Consider the following 19024-nt stretch of genomic DNA (forward strand, 5'->3'; position numbering starts at 1 on the left):
GGATGTAAAATATTAATAACACCCCCTACCACTCAGGTATACCATTTCCTTTTCAATTTTATAATTTCCGTTTAAAGTTTCCACAATCAATTCCAGCGTATTTTCCAATGATTGGTCTGTAAAATCCGCACGAATTAAACAATTCTTCATTGATTCTTCAACGGCTATTTCAACATCGAACTTTTCTGTAATTCTTTTAGCAACTTCATTTAATTCAATATTTTCAAAGTACATATCGTATTCAGTACCCTGAGTATATTCTCCAAAGGTCGGAGCTTTTCGAATTGAATCCATCGAGAGACTTTCCTGGTTAATTTTTGTCAATTTTTGCAAATCATGCTCAAAGACACTCCTTTCATTAGGTAATAATTCCAGACCCTTTTCTTCATCCAACAGGACTTCAACTTTTCCAGTTAATACATACACTTCCGTCTCTCCAGGTTTAGTCTTTATATTAAAACTTGTTCCCATAACACGGGTTTTTAAAGAACCGCTTTTTACAATAAAACTTTTACGTACACTCTTTTCGCCTATTATTCGACCCCATAACCCCGGTTCTGTATATGCTTTGGTTATTTCAAATAGAGCCTCTCCATCGAGTTCTACAAGTCTCTGTTCACCAGTAAATTCTTCAGGATAGGTCAAGGAACTATTCCCTTTTAACCAAACAATACTTCCATCATTCAAAATCACTTTTTTAACTTCTCCTGAGGATTGTGCAATTTGGATTTGAGTCTTTTCTGCAAAATTGCCAATCATCTCCCACAATAAAAATCCAGCAACAACAACTATCAGAATTGCTGCTGCTCTCCTAATAATATTAAATCCCCTACCTAATTTCACCTTATCGTAGGTCTTACTTTCAATACGATTGTCAACACCAGACTTGATACTTTTTTTTATTTTCTGAACTTCTATATCAGATAGTTTTCCATATGTTTCAAAATCCTTCCGTGAATCCAACCAAGCTTCGATTAATTCAATTTCAGCAGAAGAAGCCTTTCCTTCCTGATATTTTTTTATTAATTCACTAAATCGCTCTTCCTTCATTAATTCCGAAATTAAGTTTTTATAGCTAATTGCTATTTTATTAATAAGTCACTTTTCAATTCAACTACACCTAGTTACACTGCAAATATTTTAAAATTTATCATCACAAATAAATACATCCACAACTCTGCCTCAATGCTTTAGAATCCTTTTTGTATAAACTCCTTTCCCGTCTTCAACCATCAGGATATAGACTCCTGTTGGTAAAAAAGAAGTGTCCAATTGCAAACTCCTTGAATAAATATTATTTTCAAAATAGACTTTACCATGAAGATCCAAAATTTTCACCTGGTATTTTCCAATATCTTGAGTACTAATATACAATCTTGACCTTACAGGATTGGGACTAGCTGAATATTTGTTTTCAAATACATTTATAATACTTGATAATTCATCCAGTGTAAAAGTGATTAAAGTATCTTTATCCAAAGATATATCCTCTTCGTGTTCTCCGACTTTTAATTTATAAGGGTGCTCTTCATGACGAAGCCGATTGTAATACGAATATTCTTTAAGAATTGTATGAAAGGTATCATTTGTCGAAATCAACGTATCATTTGCTACAATGCCATTTATATCTGAAATAGTTAACCTGTGTCTATTACCGTAATAGTTTTGTTGATCAACCAAGGTTGCTTGAAGTTGCCAGAATACAGAATAGGTATGTTCCCTACGTGTCCTAATAAATTCCAATCTCCTATTTCCGCCTTGTATTAAATTAGACACAAATCGGATTTCTGTAGCCAAATTATTCCCATGCCCCAATTTAATAGGAGCATAATTCTCAATCGACTCTTGAGATTCAATGATTGTGTTACCCTTTATTATCACCTTTTCAGCATCACCATACGGAGTGGCCAACCAAAATGCAGGGACATTTGTTTTTACAGTATTATTTTCAAAGACACCTCCGATTGTTCCTCCCCCCACGTAAAATCCACATGTAATAGCTTTTGACTTAGGATCTCTTGCATCCACAATAACCTTATTATTGTATACAAAATTATCCCCTCCACTTGCACTGTAAAATATTGCCGTAGCAACAGGAATATAATTGGGAAATTCCGGGTAATCCTTTCCTGTAATATAGAAATTGTTATTAAAAATGCTATTATTATAACATCCATTTGAAGCACCGGGTTTGGCATTATAGTCAGCTAATCTGACCCCATTTACGCTGTAATCCTCATTTCCATATTCACAAGTAGGAGGTGAAGCCTCGATGTATATTTCATTATTATAAATTGAAATACCATTTCTTCTGTAAATTTCTATACCTGAACCGGTTTCCGGCATAAATACATTTTCGTAAATCCTGGATTGATTACCCCCAGCCATAATACTATAGTGATTGGTCACCATTTGTCGATTGGCAAAAAAATTGTGGTGGATATCAGAGTCCTTGCCCTGAAAATTTAGACAACCTTGTCCACCATAGAACTCAGAATAGGAAACTTCCGAAGGTTGGTCCCCACGTAAATCTACAGCGTAGTAGTGAGAGCCATGTCTGTTAATAATAAAAGGGCTTTCTATATCAAAATAACAATTTTTAATGGTAGCCTGTGGCACCTCGACGGCATTGGTATTAATTCCGGAAGAAACTACTTTCACATTGTCGATAGTAAAATCCATCGACTCAGCTGTAGATTGTATCCCCCAGGACAAGATACCCCTAACACCACTCCTAATAACCCCGTTCTTAATCGTGATACTGCCTTCAGCCCCAGTCTTAGTCACGGGGATACTATCCAGTGGAACCCCATTTCCAAAATTGGATGTATAGTCATAAAATGCGGGATGGTGCCAACCATCATACAAATCGTCACTGTGTGCATTGGTATACGTCCTTTCGATAACCCCGACACCCACATCCATAGCCGGCCTTAGATCAACATGGTCGATAATAGCCTCGGTCTCCGCCCGAATTCGTACTCGGTATCTGCCGGATGGTTTTCCATACATATGTGCGTATACAAATCCACCTCCCAATTGTGGATGTTTATTTTCTACCGGACTTCCCTGTAGTTCTGTATTACCATAACGGTTGATACATTTGACGATTTCACCTTCAGAATCTTCAATATAAACGCTTACACGCATGGTGTTTTTTGCAACTCCACATATAGCAAAATAGGACCGTCCCGAATCCGGCAATTCTATATAGTCAGAGGTAATCTCCTCTCCAGCATCTAACCGCAAAACTTTGTCCCCAATAAAAACCTGCTCCACTCGACCTAAAATTTTGGAATTGAGTGCATTTGAAAAATCCCACCCCACTTTTCCTTCTTCAAAGCTGTAATTTGGTAAATGATGGTAATCACCGTTAGCATAAACAATTTCATATCCATTTAGGTCCAGGGTTACATCTTTCCCCAGGAACAAACCACTTCTACTACTTCGGATATCATTCACCAAAACATATGTTGCTCCGGGCTTACCGTAATACCCCGGTTTACTAATCGGTATCTCACCTGCTTCAAGTTCCCTGTGAATTGTTTCCGTATACTGTCCATATCCAGGCCAACAATTTACAAACACTAGTGCAAAAAAGAATACAACTCGCCAGGAAGAACTTATTACTCTCATCAATAATTTTTTTTCTATTTCTATTGATCCGTTTTAGATACTGAGAAAGGTTTGACAAACTTTAAAAAAAGTTGCCTATTATTCCAATTTGTCCCACATACGACAAATTTTGGAGAAAGGCAGGTCGTGATGTAGTTTGTCAAACCTATGTACTTCAATGAAATAATTTCACATACGATTCCAGCTCCTCGGTCTTTTTGCACCTTCAATTAAAAAAACGAGATTCTATTAATTTTCCTGTAATTTTATTTCAATATCAATATCATCCGTTCCTTCATAATATTCTTTTGCGAACAATATTCCCTTACGGCCCATATCCGTTTCAAAAATAACAACATCACCTATTTCAAAGTCTACATACGTTTTATCTATTTCCATATCTGAAAATAAGGCATCGTCTTCCATATTTCTAAATTCTTCTTCAGTGAAATCAGTTTTTAGAAAAACACCTCCTGTTCCGTCTTCTCCAAACATACCATTGTCATCGTTATCTCTAAATGAAAGGTTTGTATAGAAAATATCAATAGATTCCACTTTATCCTGATCCGTATTGCGTAATGCCCAGCCAGAGTATCCAACCGGAATATCGAAGTCCCATCTACTAAATTCGCTTGGACTACTATTTCCTCCCATAGTAATTAGTTGGTTATCAGTAAGAGGAGTCGCTGGAGGAACTATTGCCTCTACGGCTATAGAAAGAGACGCAGAAGAAGATTGACCATGATCGTCAGTCACGTTTACCTCTACAGGAATTTCTTTGTCTTCGTACGGCACGTCAACTATGATCTGTCTAGTGTATGCATCTTGTCCTACTGCTGCAGATACAGATTCTGATACTCCTTCAACACTTTGTTCCAAGGTCATAATTCCACCTGGAGCATCAACTGTATAACTAATTATTACCATTGAATCCTGGGTAACCCCTACCTCAAGTAGGCCATTTGACACCGTCAATCCCGGAGAAGTTATAGAAACTTGAGGCCCTTCAGGAATTGGATCTTCCTTGTCACAGCTCGTAATTGTAATAAACAAACCCGCCATCAATAAGACGGACAATAATTTCAATAAAGTACTCATAATATATTATTTATGTATTTAAAAATTAACAAATAATTTATATAGTAATTCTAATGTATCAGGATCTTTTCCGTAATAATTTTCTCCCCTTCAACAACTTGTAAAAAGTAGCTCCCCGAAGGAAAAGAAGAAATATCCAACTTTACTTTATTTCCACGGACCACCTTCTGCAAACAGGTTTTATTATTACTGTCCAATAATTTTATCCTCCTCTCGATGGTATTTGAAAAATTCAAATTCAAGGCCGAGTCTGCCGGATTGGGACCGTAAGAGAACTCTGTTAAATACTGCTCTTTGCTCCCTGATATTTCATCGAGCAAAACAATCAATTGTCTGTCCCTTTTCAGCCGAATATTGCTTTCCTGTCCACCGACTACAACCCTGTAAGGATGTTTGTTGTGAACAAGCCTGTTGTAATATTCATATTCTTTCAACACAACTTTCAATACACCACTGTTTCCCGTTGTGGAATCTACTACCAGGTTGTCTTCGTTGTCATATATTTTAATTCTCTGGCCGAAAATGGGAAGTCCTTCAGTATCCTTTGTTGATATTTCCAGACTCCAAAGTACGGAATAGGTATGCTGTCTCCGGGTTGCATCAAAATTGAGGATGCTATCCCTACCTTCAATATTATTACTAATAAACTCAATATCCGTTGCCAAATTTCCCCCGCTCCCCAGTCTTACCGGAGCATAATTATCCAGCGCATTTGGAGTTTGAACGATCGTATTTTCAATTATCTTTGTCTGTGCTGCGTCTCCATATGGAGACCCCAGCCAAAATGCAGGTACATTTGTTTCTATCGTATTGTTTTCAAAAATACCTCCAATGGTACCACCACCAACATAAAAAGCACTGGTCCTCGCTTTTGAATCAGGATCCAGAGCATCGACTAAAACTTCATTGTCATAAATAAAGTTATCCCCTCCACTGGCACTGTAAAAAATGGCGGTAGCAACGGGTATATAATCAGGGTATTCCGGATAGTCTTTTCCCGTAATAAAAAATTTATTGTCGTAAATTTGGTTATCATAACAACCGTCCGGATCACCGGGAGGCGCATTGTAATCTGCCAGACGTATACCATTCACACTATAATCTTCGTGCCCGTATTCACAAGTGGGTGGAGCTGCTTCAATATGAATTTCGTTGTCATAAATTTTGATATCTCTTCCACCTACCCCGATTCCTGAGCCCAACTCTGGCTTAAATACATTGCGATATATCTCTGAAAACCTACCTCCAGTTCCAATACTATAGTGATTGGTGACGGTTTGCCGGTTGACAAACAAATTATCATGAATTTTACTCCCGTTTCCCCGGTATGATAAACAACCTTGTCCACCATAAAACTCCGAATGTGACACTTCAGAAGATTGTGTTCCCCTTAAGTCAACGGCGTAATTACCACTGTTGTGTCGATTGATAATAAAAGGAGTCTCGACATCAAAATAACAATTGGATATATTTGCTGCGATGACTTCAATTGCATTGGTATTGATGCCAGAAGAGACAATTTTTACATTATCAATATTCAAATCTATTTTAGTAGCAGTTGATTGGATCCCCCAGGATAAAATTCCTCTGGCTCCACTTCGAATAGTTCCATTCTTTATGATTATCGTACCTTCTTCGCCGCGCTGCACAACCGGAACACCTTCTATTGGATTCCCATCTCCAAAGTCCTCCGTGTAATCATAAAAGGCAGGATCGTACCATCCTGCATACATATGATCGGTATGGGTATTGGTAAAAGTCCGCTCTACAATACCTACGCCCACATCCAGTGCCGGCCGGATATCTATTTGATCAACTATAGCGTCAGTTTCTGCTCTTATTCGAACTCTATATTTCCCTGTGGACTTACCCTGGAAATGAGCATATACAAAGCCACCACCCAGCTGTGGATGTTTATTTTCTACCGGGCATCCCTGCATTATATCGTTTCCATATGGATTATTACTATATACAATTTCCCCTTTTTCATTTTCAACAAATACGCTTACTTTCATCGTATTACTTGCTACCCCGCACATGGCAAAGTATGAGCGGTCAGCAACCGGTAGTTGTACAAATTTAGAGGTGATTTCCTCTCCCTGGACCAGGCTCAACGCACTATCCCCAATAAACACCTGAACCTTGTTATCGACCAGTTGTGCCTCTGGAGCATCGGACAAATCCCAAGAAGACAAACCATCTTCAAAACCATAATTGGGTACATGCTCATAATCACCATCGGCATACACTATTTCATACCCATTAAGATCCAGAGTTACATTATTTCCCAAAAAAATAGGGCTCATGTTGGATTTTATATCATTCACCAGCACGTAGGTAGCCCCAGGCGCCCCATAATATCCCGGTTCACTTACAGGTATCTCCCCTTCCTTTAACGAACGATGCTGTGTATCCGAATACTGAGCACTTAGCGGTATGGCACCACCCAACCACAAAAATGCCAAACAGTATCGTATTAATTGCATTCTAAAATTCATATGCATTATTTTTCCTGGAGTTTAATCTCCACATCAATATCATCCGTTCCATCGTAATATTCCTTAATGTATAAGACCCCAAGTTTGTCTAAATTGGTTATAAAGGCTATGACCTGGCCAACTTCAATATTCTGTAGATAGTTTTCCTCTATTTCGAGATCCTGTAAAAGCAAATCATTTTCCATATTATGATATTCTTCCGCAGTAAAATCCGTAATCACAAATTTAGCCCCGGATTCTACAAACTGCTCCTGTCCCAGATCACTATCTCCAAGAGACAGCGTAGTATAATAGCTATCCATTGTAAGAATTTGACCGGCGTTATCTCCTTCCAAATCCCAATACCCATACCCTTTGGGGCGGTCCAGATCCCACCTGCTAAAATGAGACGGACTGGATGATCCGCCCATAGTAATCAGTTGGTTTTCAGTCAAAGGAATAGCCGGTGGCACGATAGCCTCAACTACAATAGAAACCGAAGCGGAGGAAGATTGGTCATGCTCGTCAACAACTTCAATTTCCACATCAATAGTCTTATCTTCATAGGGAAGATCAACTACCAATTGCTTGGAGTAACTGGTTTCACCTAGCGCACCGGTAATGGATTCATTTACACCGTCGACGGTTTGGTTTAACTCCTCAATAATTCCAGGAGCATCCACTGAATATATCAAAATTACCGTTGAATCTTTTGTAACCCCAATGTTAAACGACCCACTGTTTATCGTATACCCCGGAGCATTTACAGAAACTTCTGGTCCGGAAGGTACCGGATCCTCCTTGTCACAACTGGAAATAATAAAAATAAACGCAACAAAAGTACAGAATGAAATAATCCTCGTCATTGAATTATAATGTTATTTGATTTAAATAATAAATTTGTTGTATCACTAATAGACATAAACCCTACGGTACTGCCACGTCAGTATCAATCAATATCATTGTGGTCTTAAGTTCTTTTGTCACAGGCCGGGCTTCACTGGATATTTCCACCCCCACAGCATATTTGATATCTGGACTATTTGCATTCATTTCCTGCAAAAATTTTAAATCTATTTCCAGGTCAAACCCCGAAAAATTATCTCCATCTGCGAGCGAAATTTGTTCCGGCAGTGAAAACTGCTCATCCGGTAGGATCAAGACATTAGAATCCAACGTTCCTAAAGTCATCAGGTCTGAAATAGTATCATTATTAATTTCAATATCCACATCAAAGCTTCCCCTTCTGTCTATTCCTGATCGATACACTCCCAATGGGATGATAAATCGGTCGTCAGTTTCATCTATTTTGTACCTTGACCGGTTTCCTTCAGTGGGATGAACACTGGGCTTTTTGGATTCCTCCCTTATTTCATAAACATTGTAATTGGCTGCAGGCATATATATTTTCTGTCCTATATACTCTGCATCAGCATACTCGCGGTATTCGCATGATATCGAAATCCAAACCAACATCAAAACCACTCCAAACCGGCACGGGTATATCCCAATATTTTTCATAACCTATTTTTTTTAAACTTTGCCATATCGTCCTCAATTATATTCACCATCCGGGATTTTGTTCCCAACCGGACATTTGTAATATCTCTGATTCGGGTATAGGGTATAAGTACATTCCTTGATTCCAAACCCTGTCTTCTACTACTAAAGGGGTATAATCATATACAGCACTATCGCGTCGAATCACCTCAACTCCCTGAAGAGGGTTTCCGAAATATTCCGCTCCTTTCATCCACCGACGGACATCCCAGAAACGGTACCCTTCAAATGCCAGCTCAACTCTTCTTTCATTTCTGATCCTTTCCCGCATCTGTTCCTGGGACAAACCTTCGGGTAAAGGGGGCATTTCTACTCCGGATCGGCCCCGGACCGCATCCACGTATTCTTTTATATCCGGATTTCCCGGGTCACATTCATTTAAAGCTTCGGCATAATTAAGATAAATCTCACCCAACCGGATAAGGATCCACGTATGCACACTGGTTTCATCCTGAAGCAGGTTCAGGTCTCCATTTACATACTTTTGGAGATAGTAACCGGTACGGGAAGCTCTTTCCGTTCCCTGGCCGTCTCTTCCTCCCGTCCAAAGTTCTACCGGCCTTTCCCTGAACACCTCGCCATTAGTGACAACAGTATACTGAAGTCTGGGATCCCTGTTCTCATAAGGGTTCAATGCATGATCAGGGTTGCCCCAGTCAAATGACGAACCATCGGCCATTTCATATACATCCACCAAATTCTGAGAAGGTGTATTCCCGCTTCGTCCCAGGTCGTACCCGATCGGATAATTTATTCTTTCAAAGTAATTGCTACTACCTTCCCTTCGGGCCAGAATAATTTCCGATGAATTAAAGGTGTGGAAGAGCTCTTCATAATCAGAATCCAACGAATATTCCGAAAGGTCAATCACTTCCTTTGCCGCATCAGCTGCTGCCCTCCATTTTTCCCTTCTTTGCCCGTTCTGGCTGGCTATCAAATCCGGTCTTACGAAGCCGGTCGACCACGATGGGTCATTAAACAAGTCACTGGCTGCATATAACAAAACCCTGCTCTTCAAAGCCAGCGCAGCACCACTGGTAGCCCTTCCCAATTGCGACAATGAATAATCACCCTCTCCAGGCAACCTACTCGCCGCAATATCACATTGGGCCGTAATGAAAGATATACATTCGTCCAGGGTAGCTCGTTGGATATCTTTATAGTCTTCAGCAGCTTCATACGTACGGGTCAATATTGGCACCCCACCGTATCTCTTGACTAATTCAAAATAAAAATAAGCCCTGAGAAAAATTGCTTCAGCTTTCCATCTCTCAATTTCAATCAACCGGTTGGCAAAGACCTTCTGTGCCGAAGGACTCGGGTCCAACCGATACACATCCAAATCAACATTATCCGACGTCTCCAAAAATCGGTTGGCATTGAATATCGCCCTATAGTAATGATACCACTTATCATCCGGATTACTCAATGCATTCCAATTTCCAGTATTAAACCTTTGCACCGAAGAAGATTCGATTGTAAATTCCGCATCATCCGTAGCACTGGAAGACATAGCGTCCCCTATGGGATTGAATCCAGACTGCAATCCTTCATAAACCGCATTGATTCTGTTTTTTGTAAATTCAAAACTCTCTGTTACCTGGTCTTCTTGCAGAGTGGTGACAACTTCCCTGTCCAAATCTATACAGGCATTTAGTATGGCCACTAAAACTATTAAAAGTGAATATGTTTTAATTCTCATCTCTTATCTTTTTATAGAGCCGTATCAAAATTGAATACTTGTCCCCGCGCTAATGGTTCTTACAGCCGGATATCCCGATAAAGTTTCAGGATCACTGTACTCCAAATGATCCAGGGAAAATAAATTGGACCCGTTAATAAAAAAGTGAACATCCTTCATTCTCAATTCTTGGGTAATTCGCGCAGGTAATTGGTATCCCAGTTCTATGCTTCTCAGCTTTATAAAACTTCCATCCCTCTGCCAAAAGGTAGACGGTTGAAAATTATTTTCGTTATTGGAGGAAGAAAGCCGGGGATATGTAGCACTATTACTATTTTCCGGACGCCACCTTCCCAGGGCTATCGAAGATACTTTCGCATCATTCTGGTATGCATGGTAATAGCTACCACCCAAATACACCGAACGACCGGTCACTGCCTGAATAAAGCAATCCAGGTAAAAGCCCTGATAGGAAATGCCGGCATTGACACCCAAATTAAATTCGGGAATATTCCGCTTTCCCGACGGGTAGAAATCAGCATTATCTATCACTCCATCGTCGTTTTGATCCTTGTACTTGATATCACCGGGCTGCACTTCGGTAAAGACTTGTTCGGGACTATTGGCTATATCATCTTCATCCGTGAAAAAGCCCAGGGTCTCCAACAGGTATGGTTGATTAACAGGCTGTCCGCTCCTATATAAATAACTTTCCCTTTGAGGCAATTCCGCATTGTATTTTATTTCATTTCTGGCAAACCAAAAATTCGTTTTGACAAAATACCCAAACCTGTTTGTCGGATTAGATTTAATTTCTACGGAAGCATCGACACCATAGCTCTTTGACTCTCCTACATTGAGAAAAGGATATTCCTGACCGATAAATGCAGGTATTTCGGAATACGCCGGCACAAGTATATCGAACCTGTTGCGATTAAAATAATCAACCACAATATCAAGTTTATTAAAAAGGGTTGCTTCCAGACCAAAATTAATCTGCCTGTCTTTTTCCCAGGTAAAGCCCGGATTCGCCGGTCTTCCCTGCACAATTCCACCATCATATGTATTAGAACCCCCAAAATAATATCCCGAAGACCCCGGGAAAGTAGGTTCAAACATAAATCGCTCACCTCCTACATTTTCATTGCCCACGATTCCAAATGATCCTCTCAGCTTTAGAAAGTCAACTGCACTTCCTCCCTTAAAGAAATCTTCTTCAGATAAAATCCAGCCCAATGAAACAGCCGGGAAAATGCCAAACCTGTTCTTTTTTGCAAAATTTTCCGAACCGTGATAGCCGATAGTTATTTCTCCGATATACTTCTCTCTAAATGTATTGGTAAAGCGACCACTGACACCGGCATTTTCATAGGGGAACACACTCCCGTCATTGGGGTAGTACTCAGACGGACCGATAATGGTAAAATTTTTGTAATGCAACTTCACCATAGCATCCAGGTTATAATCACCAATATTTTTCATATAATTGAAAAAAGTCTGAAAAGTCAGGTTTTGCCATTGATCTGATTCATCCTCATCTCCCTCCAATTGCGTGTTTTGCCCAAATCTGGTATAAACAGTTTCCCCGGAATTATTCTGTGAAACATGAAATCGCTCGTACTCTCTGGTCTTATTAGAATAGCTGACAAAGGAGGTGTGATAAGAAAGGGCCGTAGTCATTTCTAATCCCGGTGTAATCTGGTCCAAATCGCCATTCAGTCGAAATGAAGACTGCAATGTTCTTCCGCTGGATGTAAAAAAGCCGGATTCCAAAATATCCCCCAAAGGATTGGTAAACAAAGAATTTCCACCGTAAGATCCGTCTTCATTATAGACCGGAAAAGAATTCGGAGGCAGTATACTCATACTATTAAAAATGTCATTGGTCGTATTGGCAGCTGGAGTGCTTTTTTCCTCTACCGAACCGCCTAGTCCGATCGAAGCTGAAATCCGTTTGGCGAGTTGTATATCTACATTGGTACGAATATTATATCTTTCATAATTGGCATTTAGGCTATTCTCTGATCGATCGCCTGTTTTTTTATATAATCCACCATTAGATAAAGCATTCAGAGAAGCAAAGTACGTGACGTTATCATCTCCTCCACCAAAATTCAAATTGTAATTGGCTACCGGTGCATTACTTCTCAAAACCTGGTCATACCAATTCACATCCGGGTACAAATAAGGATCACTGCCCGATCGGTATTTTTGAAGCTCTTCTTCTGAAAATGCCGGGGCAATACCATCATTTTCCAACCCTTCATTATATAAATTGGCGTATTCGTAGGAATTCAGAAATTCAGGCAATCGCATCGCCTGCTGAACCCCGGCCTGTGCGGTAAAATTGACCTGTAATTCACCTGTGGATCCACGTTTGGTAGTCACCAATAATACCCCATTAGCTCCCCGGTTTCCAAAGATCGCCGTAGCCGATGCGTCCTTGAGTAAAGTTATCGACTCGATTTCGTAAGAGACAAGCTGCTCAAAAGAACTTTCAATACCGTCAACCACAATAATAGGAGCGGTACCAGCTCCACCAAAAGAATTCACTCCCCTGACATACAATCCCGGCGAATCATTTCCCGGCTCATTACCCCGTTGTTCAATCATCAGCCCTCCGAGCCTGCCATACAATGTATTTGCCAGATTAGGAGCAAATGTCTTTCTCAGTTCTTCTCCGCGAACCACCGATACGGAACTTGAAATCTCTTCTGGTGTCTGAGTATCGAATGCTATATTTATCTTTTCTTCCGCATTTGCCCCTATGGAATCAAGATCCCCATTTGTTTGTGCAAAACCCTTACTACAGGTAAACACCACTAAGGAAATAATTATATACTGCTTGTATTGATGCACCATCATTTTTAATTTTATCATTTTATACTCCGCTATCTGATATATCCCGGATTTTCAACAATGTACCCCTTGTTGACTTCTTCCAATGGATACGGGTGCAAGTACATTTTTTTGTGAAAAGTCCGGGTTTCAAAGACATAAAAGTCATATCTGAATTCAGTATCTTCAGTTACCTCCCCGCTTCCGACAGGGTTGATTTTCAATCCGTAAAAGTCCCCTTGCATCACACCTTCTTCTTCGGCAATAAGCCAACGTCGGATATCCCAAAATCGATGATCTTCGAAAAACAATTCAACGGCCCTTTCATTTCTTACTCGCTGGCGAAATTCTTCCTGGATCAGCCCTTCCGGCAAATCAGGCATACCGGAACGATTACGTATTTTATTAACAGCCTCATACGCTTCAGGTGTAGGTCCTCCGTTAGCCTCATTCAAGGCCTCAGCATAATTCAAATAGGCTTCTGCCAATCTGAATACAATCCAATTTACGATGACCGGGTTTGATCGCGTCAAAGCGGTCGGTATCCCCTTTCTCAACCATGCACCTCCTAGACACTGGCTGATGTGGGCGCCCCCCTCATAGGTCTCAACAACGGGATAATCTTCATTCCAATAAGCCCCATTGTATGCTACGGATTGTTTGAACCGATAGTCGAGTTCCTCATATTTTTGATTCAAATCATCACCTCCGTCTTCCATATTCCAGGATTGGGGAGTTCCATCCCTTTTTTCGTATTTCATTACGTGGTTCATCGGCACCGACGCCCCCACTTGCCCATTATATATGGTAGCAGGCACGTAATTACCCCACGGCATCATACTCCAGGCATTTTGCTCAGATATGGGTTTATCTGCCAGAATGATTTCCGAATTATCGGTTTGTTCCCACACATATTTGTAGTTTTTATCCTCTCCTTGGTCTTCGATTAAGTGACATTGTCCCTGTGGCGCCCAATCAATAACAGCCCTGGCAGCATCAGCAGCCAATTGCCATCTTTGCACGTCAGTACTTCCATAGCATATGAGTTCGTTATTTTCTCCAAAATCCAGATAAGGATCCCCGGTATTAAGCAAAGGACTTGCGGCATATAATAAAGTTCGTGACTTCACCATAAGTGCGGCTCCCTTGGTCGCCCGTCCTCTCATAATTCCCATATTGGCATCCGGAAGAAATTCAGCTGCTCTATCACAATCCTCTACAATAAAATTTACACATTCTTCTACAGTACTTCTCGGGATCATTAGATCATCCGTCAGATCAAATCTTTCTTTCACAATGGGAAAACCACCGTATCTTTTTAGTATTTCAAAATTTGTAAGCGCACGAATAAACAACACCTCCCCAATGAATTGATTTTTTTCTTCCTCTGTCAAATCCGGAACGTCGTTAATTCGCTCCAGAACCGTATTTATTCTCCGAATTACTTCCCATCTTTTATTGTATATCGCGTCCTCATGCCATATAATGGAACCAGGACCAATAGATCCTCCATTCCAGTCATTGCTCGGGTACCAACTTCGATCCAAATCTGCCTCCTCCGTAGCTCCTCCTGTATTCAATACATTACCACTGATATCATTAAACCCCTTATACGGGTAACCCGCAGGAATTCCGTCAAAATAGATTCCCGAAACAAAAGACAAAAGTTCTTGCTGGGATGAAAAAACCACATCTTCGGTGATATCCACCCCGGGAGCTTTGTCCAGGAAGTCACCAATTCCTTTGTCACAAGAACCCAGGATCATTATCAATAAATAAACTCCAATGGTATTAACAATTATCTTCATTTTACTCTTAAAATTTTATGTTAACTCCCAAATTAAAATTCTGTGTCATAGGGTATGGCTCCGTGTCCCCGGAAGAGGCTCCCTGTTCAGGATCAATTCCGGGCAACAATCCGGACCAGGTCAACAGGTTATCCCCATTAATAAAAACTCTTCCTGATTCAATATTCAATCGCTCAAATAATTTATTGGAAAACCGATACCCGATTTCTGCATTTTTCAACCTCAAATAACTCGCGTCTACTATCAAAAAAGATGAAGTGGTATAATTGCGGTTATCGAGGGATAATCTCGGGAACAAAATTTCTCCACCGCTTTCAAACCGCTCTTGTGTCCAGCTTTTGTCCAGGTATTGAGGTATAGATCGCTCTTGTGAAAGAACTTTAATAGCTGAACTATAGTACCTGTACGATACATCTGCAGCGCCTTGAAACAATATGGACAAATCAAATCCTTTAAATTCTCCACCTAGAGAAAATCCAAATATTTTCCCTGGAAAATTCGAATAACCAATAGGTACATAATCATACCCGTTGATCAATCCGTCCCCATTAACATCCCGGTATTTTAGATCACCGGGCTGCAAAAAATTCATATCGGATCCCGGCCGGCGGGCTTCGTTCACTTCTTCCCAGGTATTGTAGACTCCGTCGGCTATAAGACCGAAATATTGTCCCAGCATCTGCCCCGTTTTATCTTGATAAGGATATTGATTCGGTACTTCATCCTGGAAGAGGATTTTGTTACGTGCAAATGTATAAATACCCTTTAACCAATAGCTAACATCCCCAATTCTGTCATTAAATGTAATTTCTCCATCAATCCCCCGGTTTTGCATCCGGCCAAGATTATAAGCAGGAAGATCAGCCCCTACTATACTGGGGACCGTACTTATATCGGCAAGGATATTATTTCTTTTTTCATCAAAATAATCCACATTTACCCTTAGTTTATCTTCCCATAAGGTCATTTCAATCCCGATATCCCTTTTGACAGCCCGTTCCCAGGTGAGGTCAGGATTTCCTATTTTACTTTCCTGTGAAGCGGGATAATAATTATAATTACTTCCCACCTCTCCGAAGTAATATCCCCCTGAATACTCATATGCTGAGGGGCGATACAAGAACCGTTCTCCGCCTATTTTGTCATTGCCTACCTCTCCATATGAAGCCCTGATCTTTAAAAAGGAAATTATATCATTATCCGGAAAGAATGACTCTTCGGACAACACCCATCCCACGGAATACGCCGGGAAAAAACCAAACCGTTTGCCTTCTGCGAAATTTTCGGTCCCGTTAAATCCCGCATTGAATTCAGCCAGGTATTTGCCCTGATAATTATAAGTCACCCTTCCCACAGCTCCCTGATATCCAGAAGGAACCAGAAATGCCAGGTTGGGATCGTGGCGTTTACTCTGATTGTATAATAACAAGCCCGTAATACTATGATCTCCAAAATCCCGGGCATAATTCAGCCCCAACTCTGCGTATAACATCCTGTTTTTTCCAAAACTTTGCCCGGTATTGAAAGGGGCGTCGACTCTTTGGGGAACAAAAATCGTATTTTCAGCCCGGTCTTTCACAGCCAAATAAATATTCAACGCCTTACTTATTGTGTTTTGCTGACTATTAAAGGACTGATGGGATAATACACCGTGTATTGATAGTCCTTCCGTCACAAAGTCCAATAACTGGGTTACTTTCACCCTGCCCTTTAGGTAATTGCGATATTCCCGAGCATACCCGTAATTGAATAAACTTGAATAAGGATTTATCGTCCTTGGAACTCCTATGTCGATTAGTTTGCCATCCACCACTCCAGGAGTCCCGCTTGGGCTTGCATTGTTGATAGCGAGCATTAATGATGGTATGGAGGAACCCGCTCCTTTCCCTCTTCTATTTTCATTTGTGGTGGACAAGTCTACAGAGACAGTGAGGTCATTGGTCACCTTAAAATCGAGATTGGAGCGAAAATTATACCGACGGTAATTAATCTGAGCATCGAATAAATCAATGGCGTTTGTATTATTGAGCAACCCTCCCTGGTCAAAATACCCGACACTGGCAAAATATTTAACCCGCTCTGTGCCTCCCTGGATATTCAAATTGTGTTGCATTTGAGTTGTAAAAGGTTTTAGGAGCTCATTGTGCCAGTCCATATCCGGATAAAAAACCGGATCCTGTCCCGTCTCATACAATGCAATGTCAAAGTCTGAATAAGGTGGATTGTACCCTCCTCTAAAATAGGAGTCATACTGAAGAGTTTTGTTTATGGTAGTAGCATGGTCAAAGCTATTCATGTTTTGTCTTATGTCGATAAATTTGGTCACAGTAGCATCCACGGTATAACTTATTTGGGGTGCTCCGATTTCACCTCGCTTTGTAGTTATCAGGATAACGCCATTTGCACCGCGAACTCCATATACAGCAGTAGCAGAAGCATCCTTAAGAATAGTTATATTTTCAATTGAATTAGGATCCAGATTATTGAAATTGTCGCTTTCCACTCCGTCGATAAGTATAAGCGGACTTAAAGAACCCGTAAATGTACTCGCACCTCGAATCCTAATTTCTGCCTGGTCAAATCCAGGCTCCCCGCTCGTTTGTTTGGTAAGCAAACCAGGCATCCTGCCTACCATCGCATTACTAATATTGGCTTGAGAAGATTGCAGTAGTTCCTTGGTCTCAATAGATGATACAGCCCCGGTAACCGTTTTTTTCTTTTGACTTCCAAATGCTACAACCACCACTTCATCGAGGGTTTGCGCATCTTCTTCCATGGTTATGTTCAAATTACTTCTACCATTGATGTTTACCTCTTGAGTCCGATACCCAATATAGGATAAGGTTAAAGTGGCATTCTCCTTCACATTTTCCAATCTAAAATTTCCATCCAAATCGGTAGTAGTCCCTTTTTCCGTCCCTTTTACAAGAACATTGACGCCAATCAGGGGTTGGCCTTCTTCTTTATCTACTATTGTTCCAGAAACCGCTATTTCTGTTGTTTCCAGCCTCGGAAATTTTATCAATTGTGAGGATCTATATAATTTAGGAGCAACTCCTTTTTGCCTTTTCTTTAAAATTATGTAATTATTATTCTTAACTACATAAACAATAGAGTTGGGCAATAAAATTCGATCCAATACTTCTCCAAGCTTCTTCTTCTCTCCCAAATAATTCACCTTTTTCTGCAACTGAAGTTTGCTTTCACTATACACAAACTTCACATTGGCTTGAGACTCAAGCATGACTAATGCATTTTCAATCGATATAGAATCCCATTTCACACTTACTTCCTGGTCCAAAACCTGAACTTCGGAAACTCCTCCATAAGAAAAACTTGAAAAAATGGTCATTAAAATGAATTGCCCCACTGTAATCTTCATAATTTTATACAATACCGGCAATCCAGAAAAATAAATTTTCATATATTTAAATGTTTTCTATTGTTTGTTTAAAACAATTAACTCCCATATGGGAATCAAACAGGAATGTTGGCCCATTCCTGTTTTTTTATCTCCTTAAAAATTACTATTCATACTATGCTTTCAGTCAATAATCGTCTTTTTCCCTCCTTCTATAAATTCAAAACTAGTTCTTCAACTTTTACACTATCTAACTTTTCCTCTGCTCGATCACATATTTCATACTAAAACACCCTGTAATCAAACTGTTTAAAACAGTTTAATTACAAAAATTTTATTAAAATTTCATACCTCCAATGAATATGAATTTCATTCTAATTGAATAGTATCGAATGTTTACATTGCACAATATTAAATAAACAAATGAGGTGTTTCCCCTTTCTACTCATTAAGTCACTTCAAAAAGTCATCGCACCCAATAAGAATGGGAGTTTTTTTGAAAAAATTAATTTATATGCTATCAAGGGGTCAATCATACCTTTTAAAATTCATCCATTACTTTTTTTGTAATAAGATGTCCTATCAA

General features: G+C 40.0%; 10 protein-coding genes. All 10 read right to left on the minus strand.

All coding sequences use genetic code 11. From position 1 onward, the window contains the following. Nucleotides 1-12: 12 nt before the first annotated feature. On the minus strand, nt 13-1050 hold the full coding sequence (locus LVD47_RS05610) for a FecR family protein (protein WP_236974576.1): 1038 nt from the start codon (nt 1048-1050) through the stop codon (nt 13-15). Between the two features lie 132 nt (nt 1051-1182). Then, the gene (locus LVD47_RS05615) at nt 1183-3636 is read right to left on the minus strand and encodes a T9SS type A sorting domain-containing protein (RefSeq protein ID WP_236974577.1); all 2454 of its coding nucleotides are present in this window, start codon (nt 3634-3636) and stop codon (nt 1183-1185) included. A gap of 228 nt (nt 3637-3864) precedes the next feature. Then, on the minus strand, nt 3865-4713 hold the full coding sequence (locus LVD47_RS05620; protein ID WP_236974578.1) for a hypothetical protein: 849 nt from the start codon (nt 4711-4713) through the stop codon (nt 3865-3867). Between the two features lie 50 nt (nt 4714-4763). Continuing rightward, the gene (locus LVD47_RS05625; protein ID WP_236974579.1) at nt 4764-7211 is read right to left on the minus strand and encodes a T9SS type A sorting domain-containing protein; all 2448 of its coding nucleotides are present in this window, start codon (nt 7209-7211) and stop codon (nt 4764-4766) included. 5 nt (nt 7212-7216) lie between these two features. Then, entirely contained in the window at nt 7217-8056 is an 840-nt protein-coding gene (locus tag LVD47_RS05630; protein ID WP_236974580.1) for a hypothetical protein, read from the minus strand. A 61-nt stretch (nt 8057-8117) separates the two neighbouring features. After that, a complete protein-coding gene (locus LVD47_RS05635; protein WP_236974581.1) occupies nt 8118-8711 on the minus strand; it encodes a BT_3987 domain-containing protein in 594 nt (197 codons plus the stop codon). Between the two features lie 43 nt (nt 8712-8754). After that, nucleotides 8755-10452, minus strand: coding sequence for a RagB/SusD family nutrient uptake outer membrane protein (locus LVD47_RS05640; protein ID WP_236974582.1), 1698 nt, complete (start codon nt 10450-10452; stop codon nt 8755-8757). Nucleotides 10453-10476: 24 nt separating this feature from the next. After that, entirely contained in the window at nt 10477-13311 is a 2835-nt protein-coding gene (locus tag LVD47_RS05645) for a SusC/RagA family TonB-linked outer membrane protein (RefSeq protein ID WP_236974583.1), read from the minus strand. An 11-nt stretch (nt 13312-13322) separates the two neighbouring features. After that, nucleotides 13323-15077 (minus strand): RagB/SusD family nutrient uptake outer membrane protein, encoded by a 1755-nt coding sequence (locus LVD47_RS05650; RefSeq protein WP_236974584.1) that lies wholly within the window; start codon nt 15075-15077, stop codon nt 13323-13325. 7 nt (nt 15078-15084) lie between these two features. After that, nucleotides 15085-18501 (minus strand): SusC/RagA family TonB-linked outer membrane protein, encoded by a 3417-nt coding sequence (locus tag LVD47_RS05655; protein ID WP_236974585.1) that lies wholly within the window; start codon nt 18499-18501, stop codon nt 15085-15087. Nucleotides 18502-19024 lie beyond the last annotated feature (523 nt).

Origin of the sequence: Membranihabitans maritimus (genome assembly GCF_021729145.1) — a bacterium.
Classification (GTDB): Bacteria; Bacteroidota; Bacteroidia; order Chitinophagales; family Saprospiraceae; genus Membranihabitans; species Membranihabitans maritimus.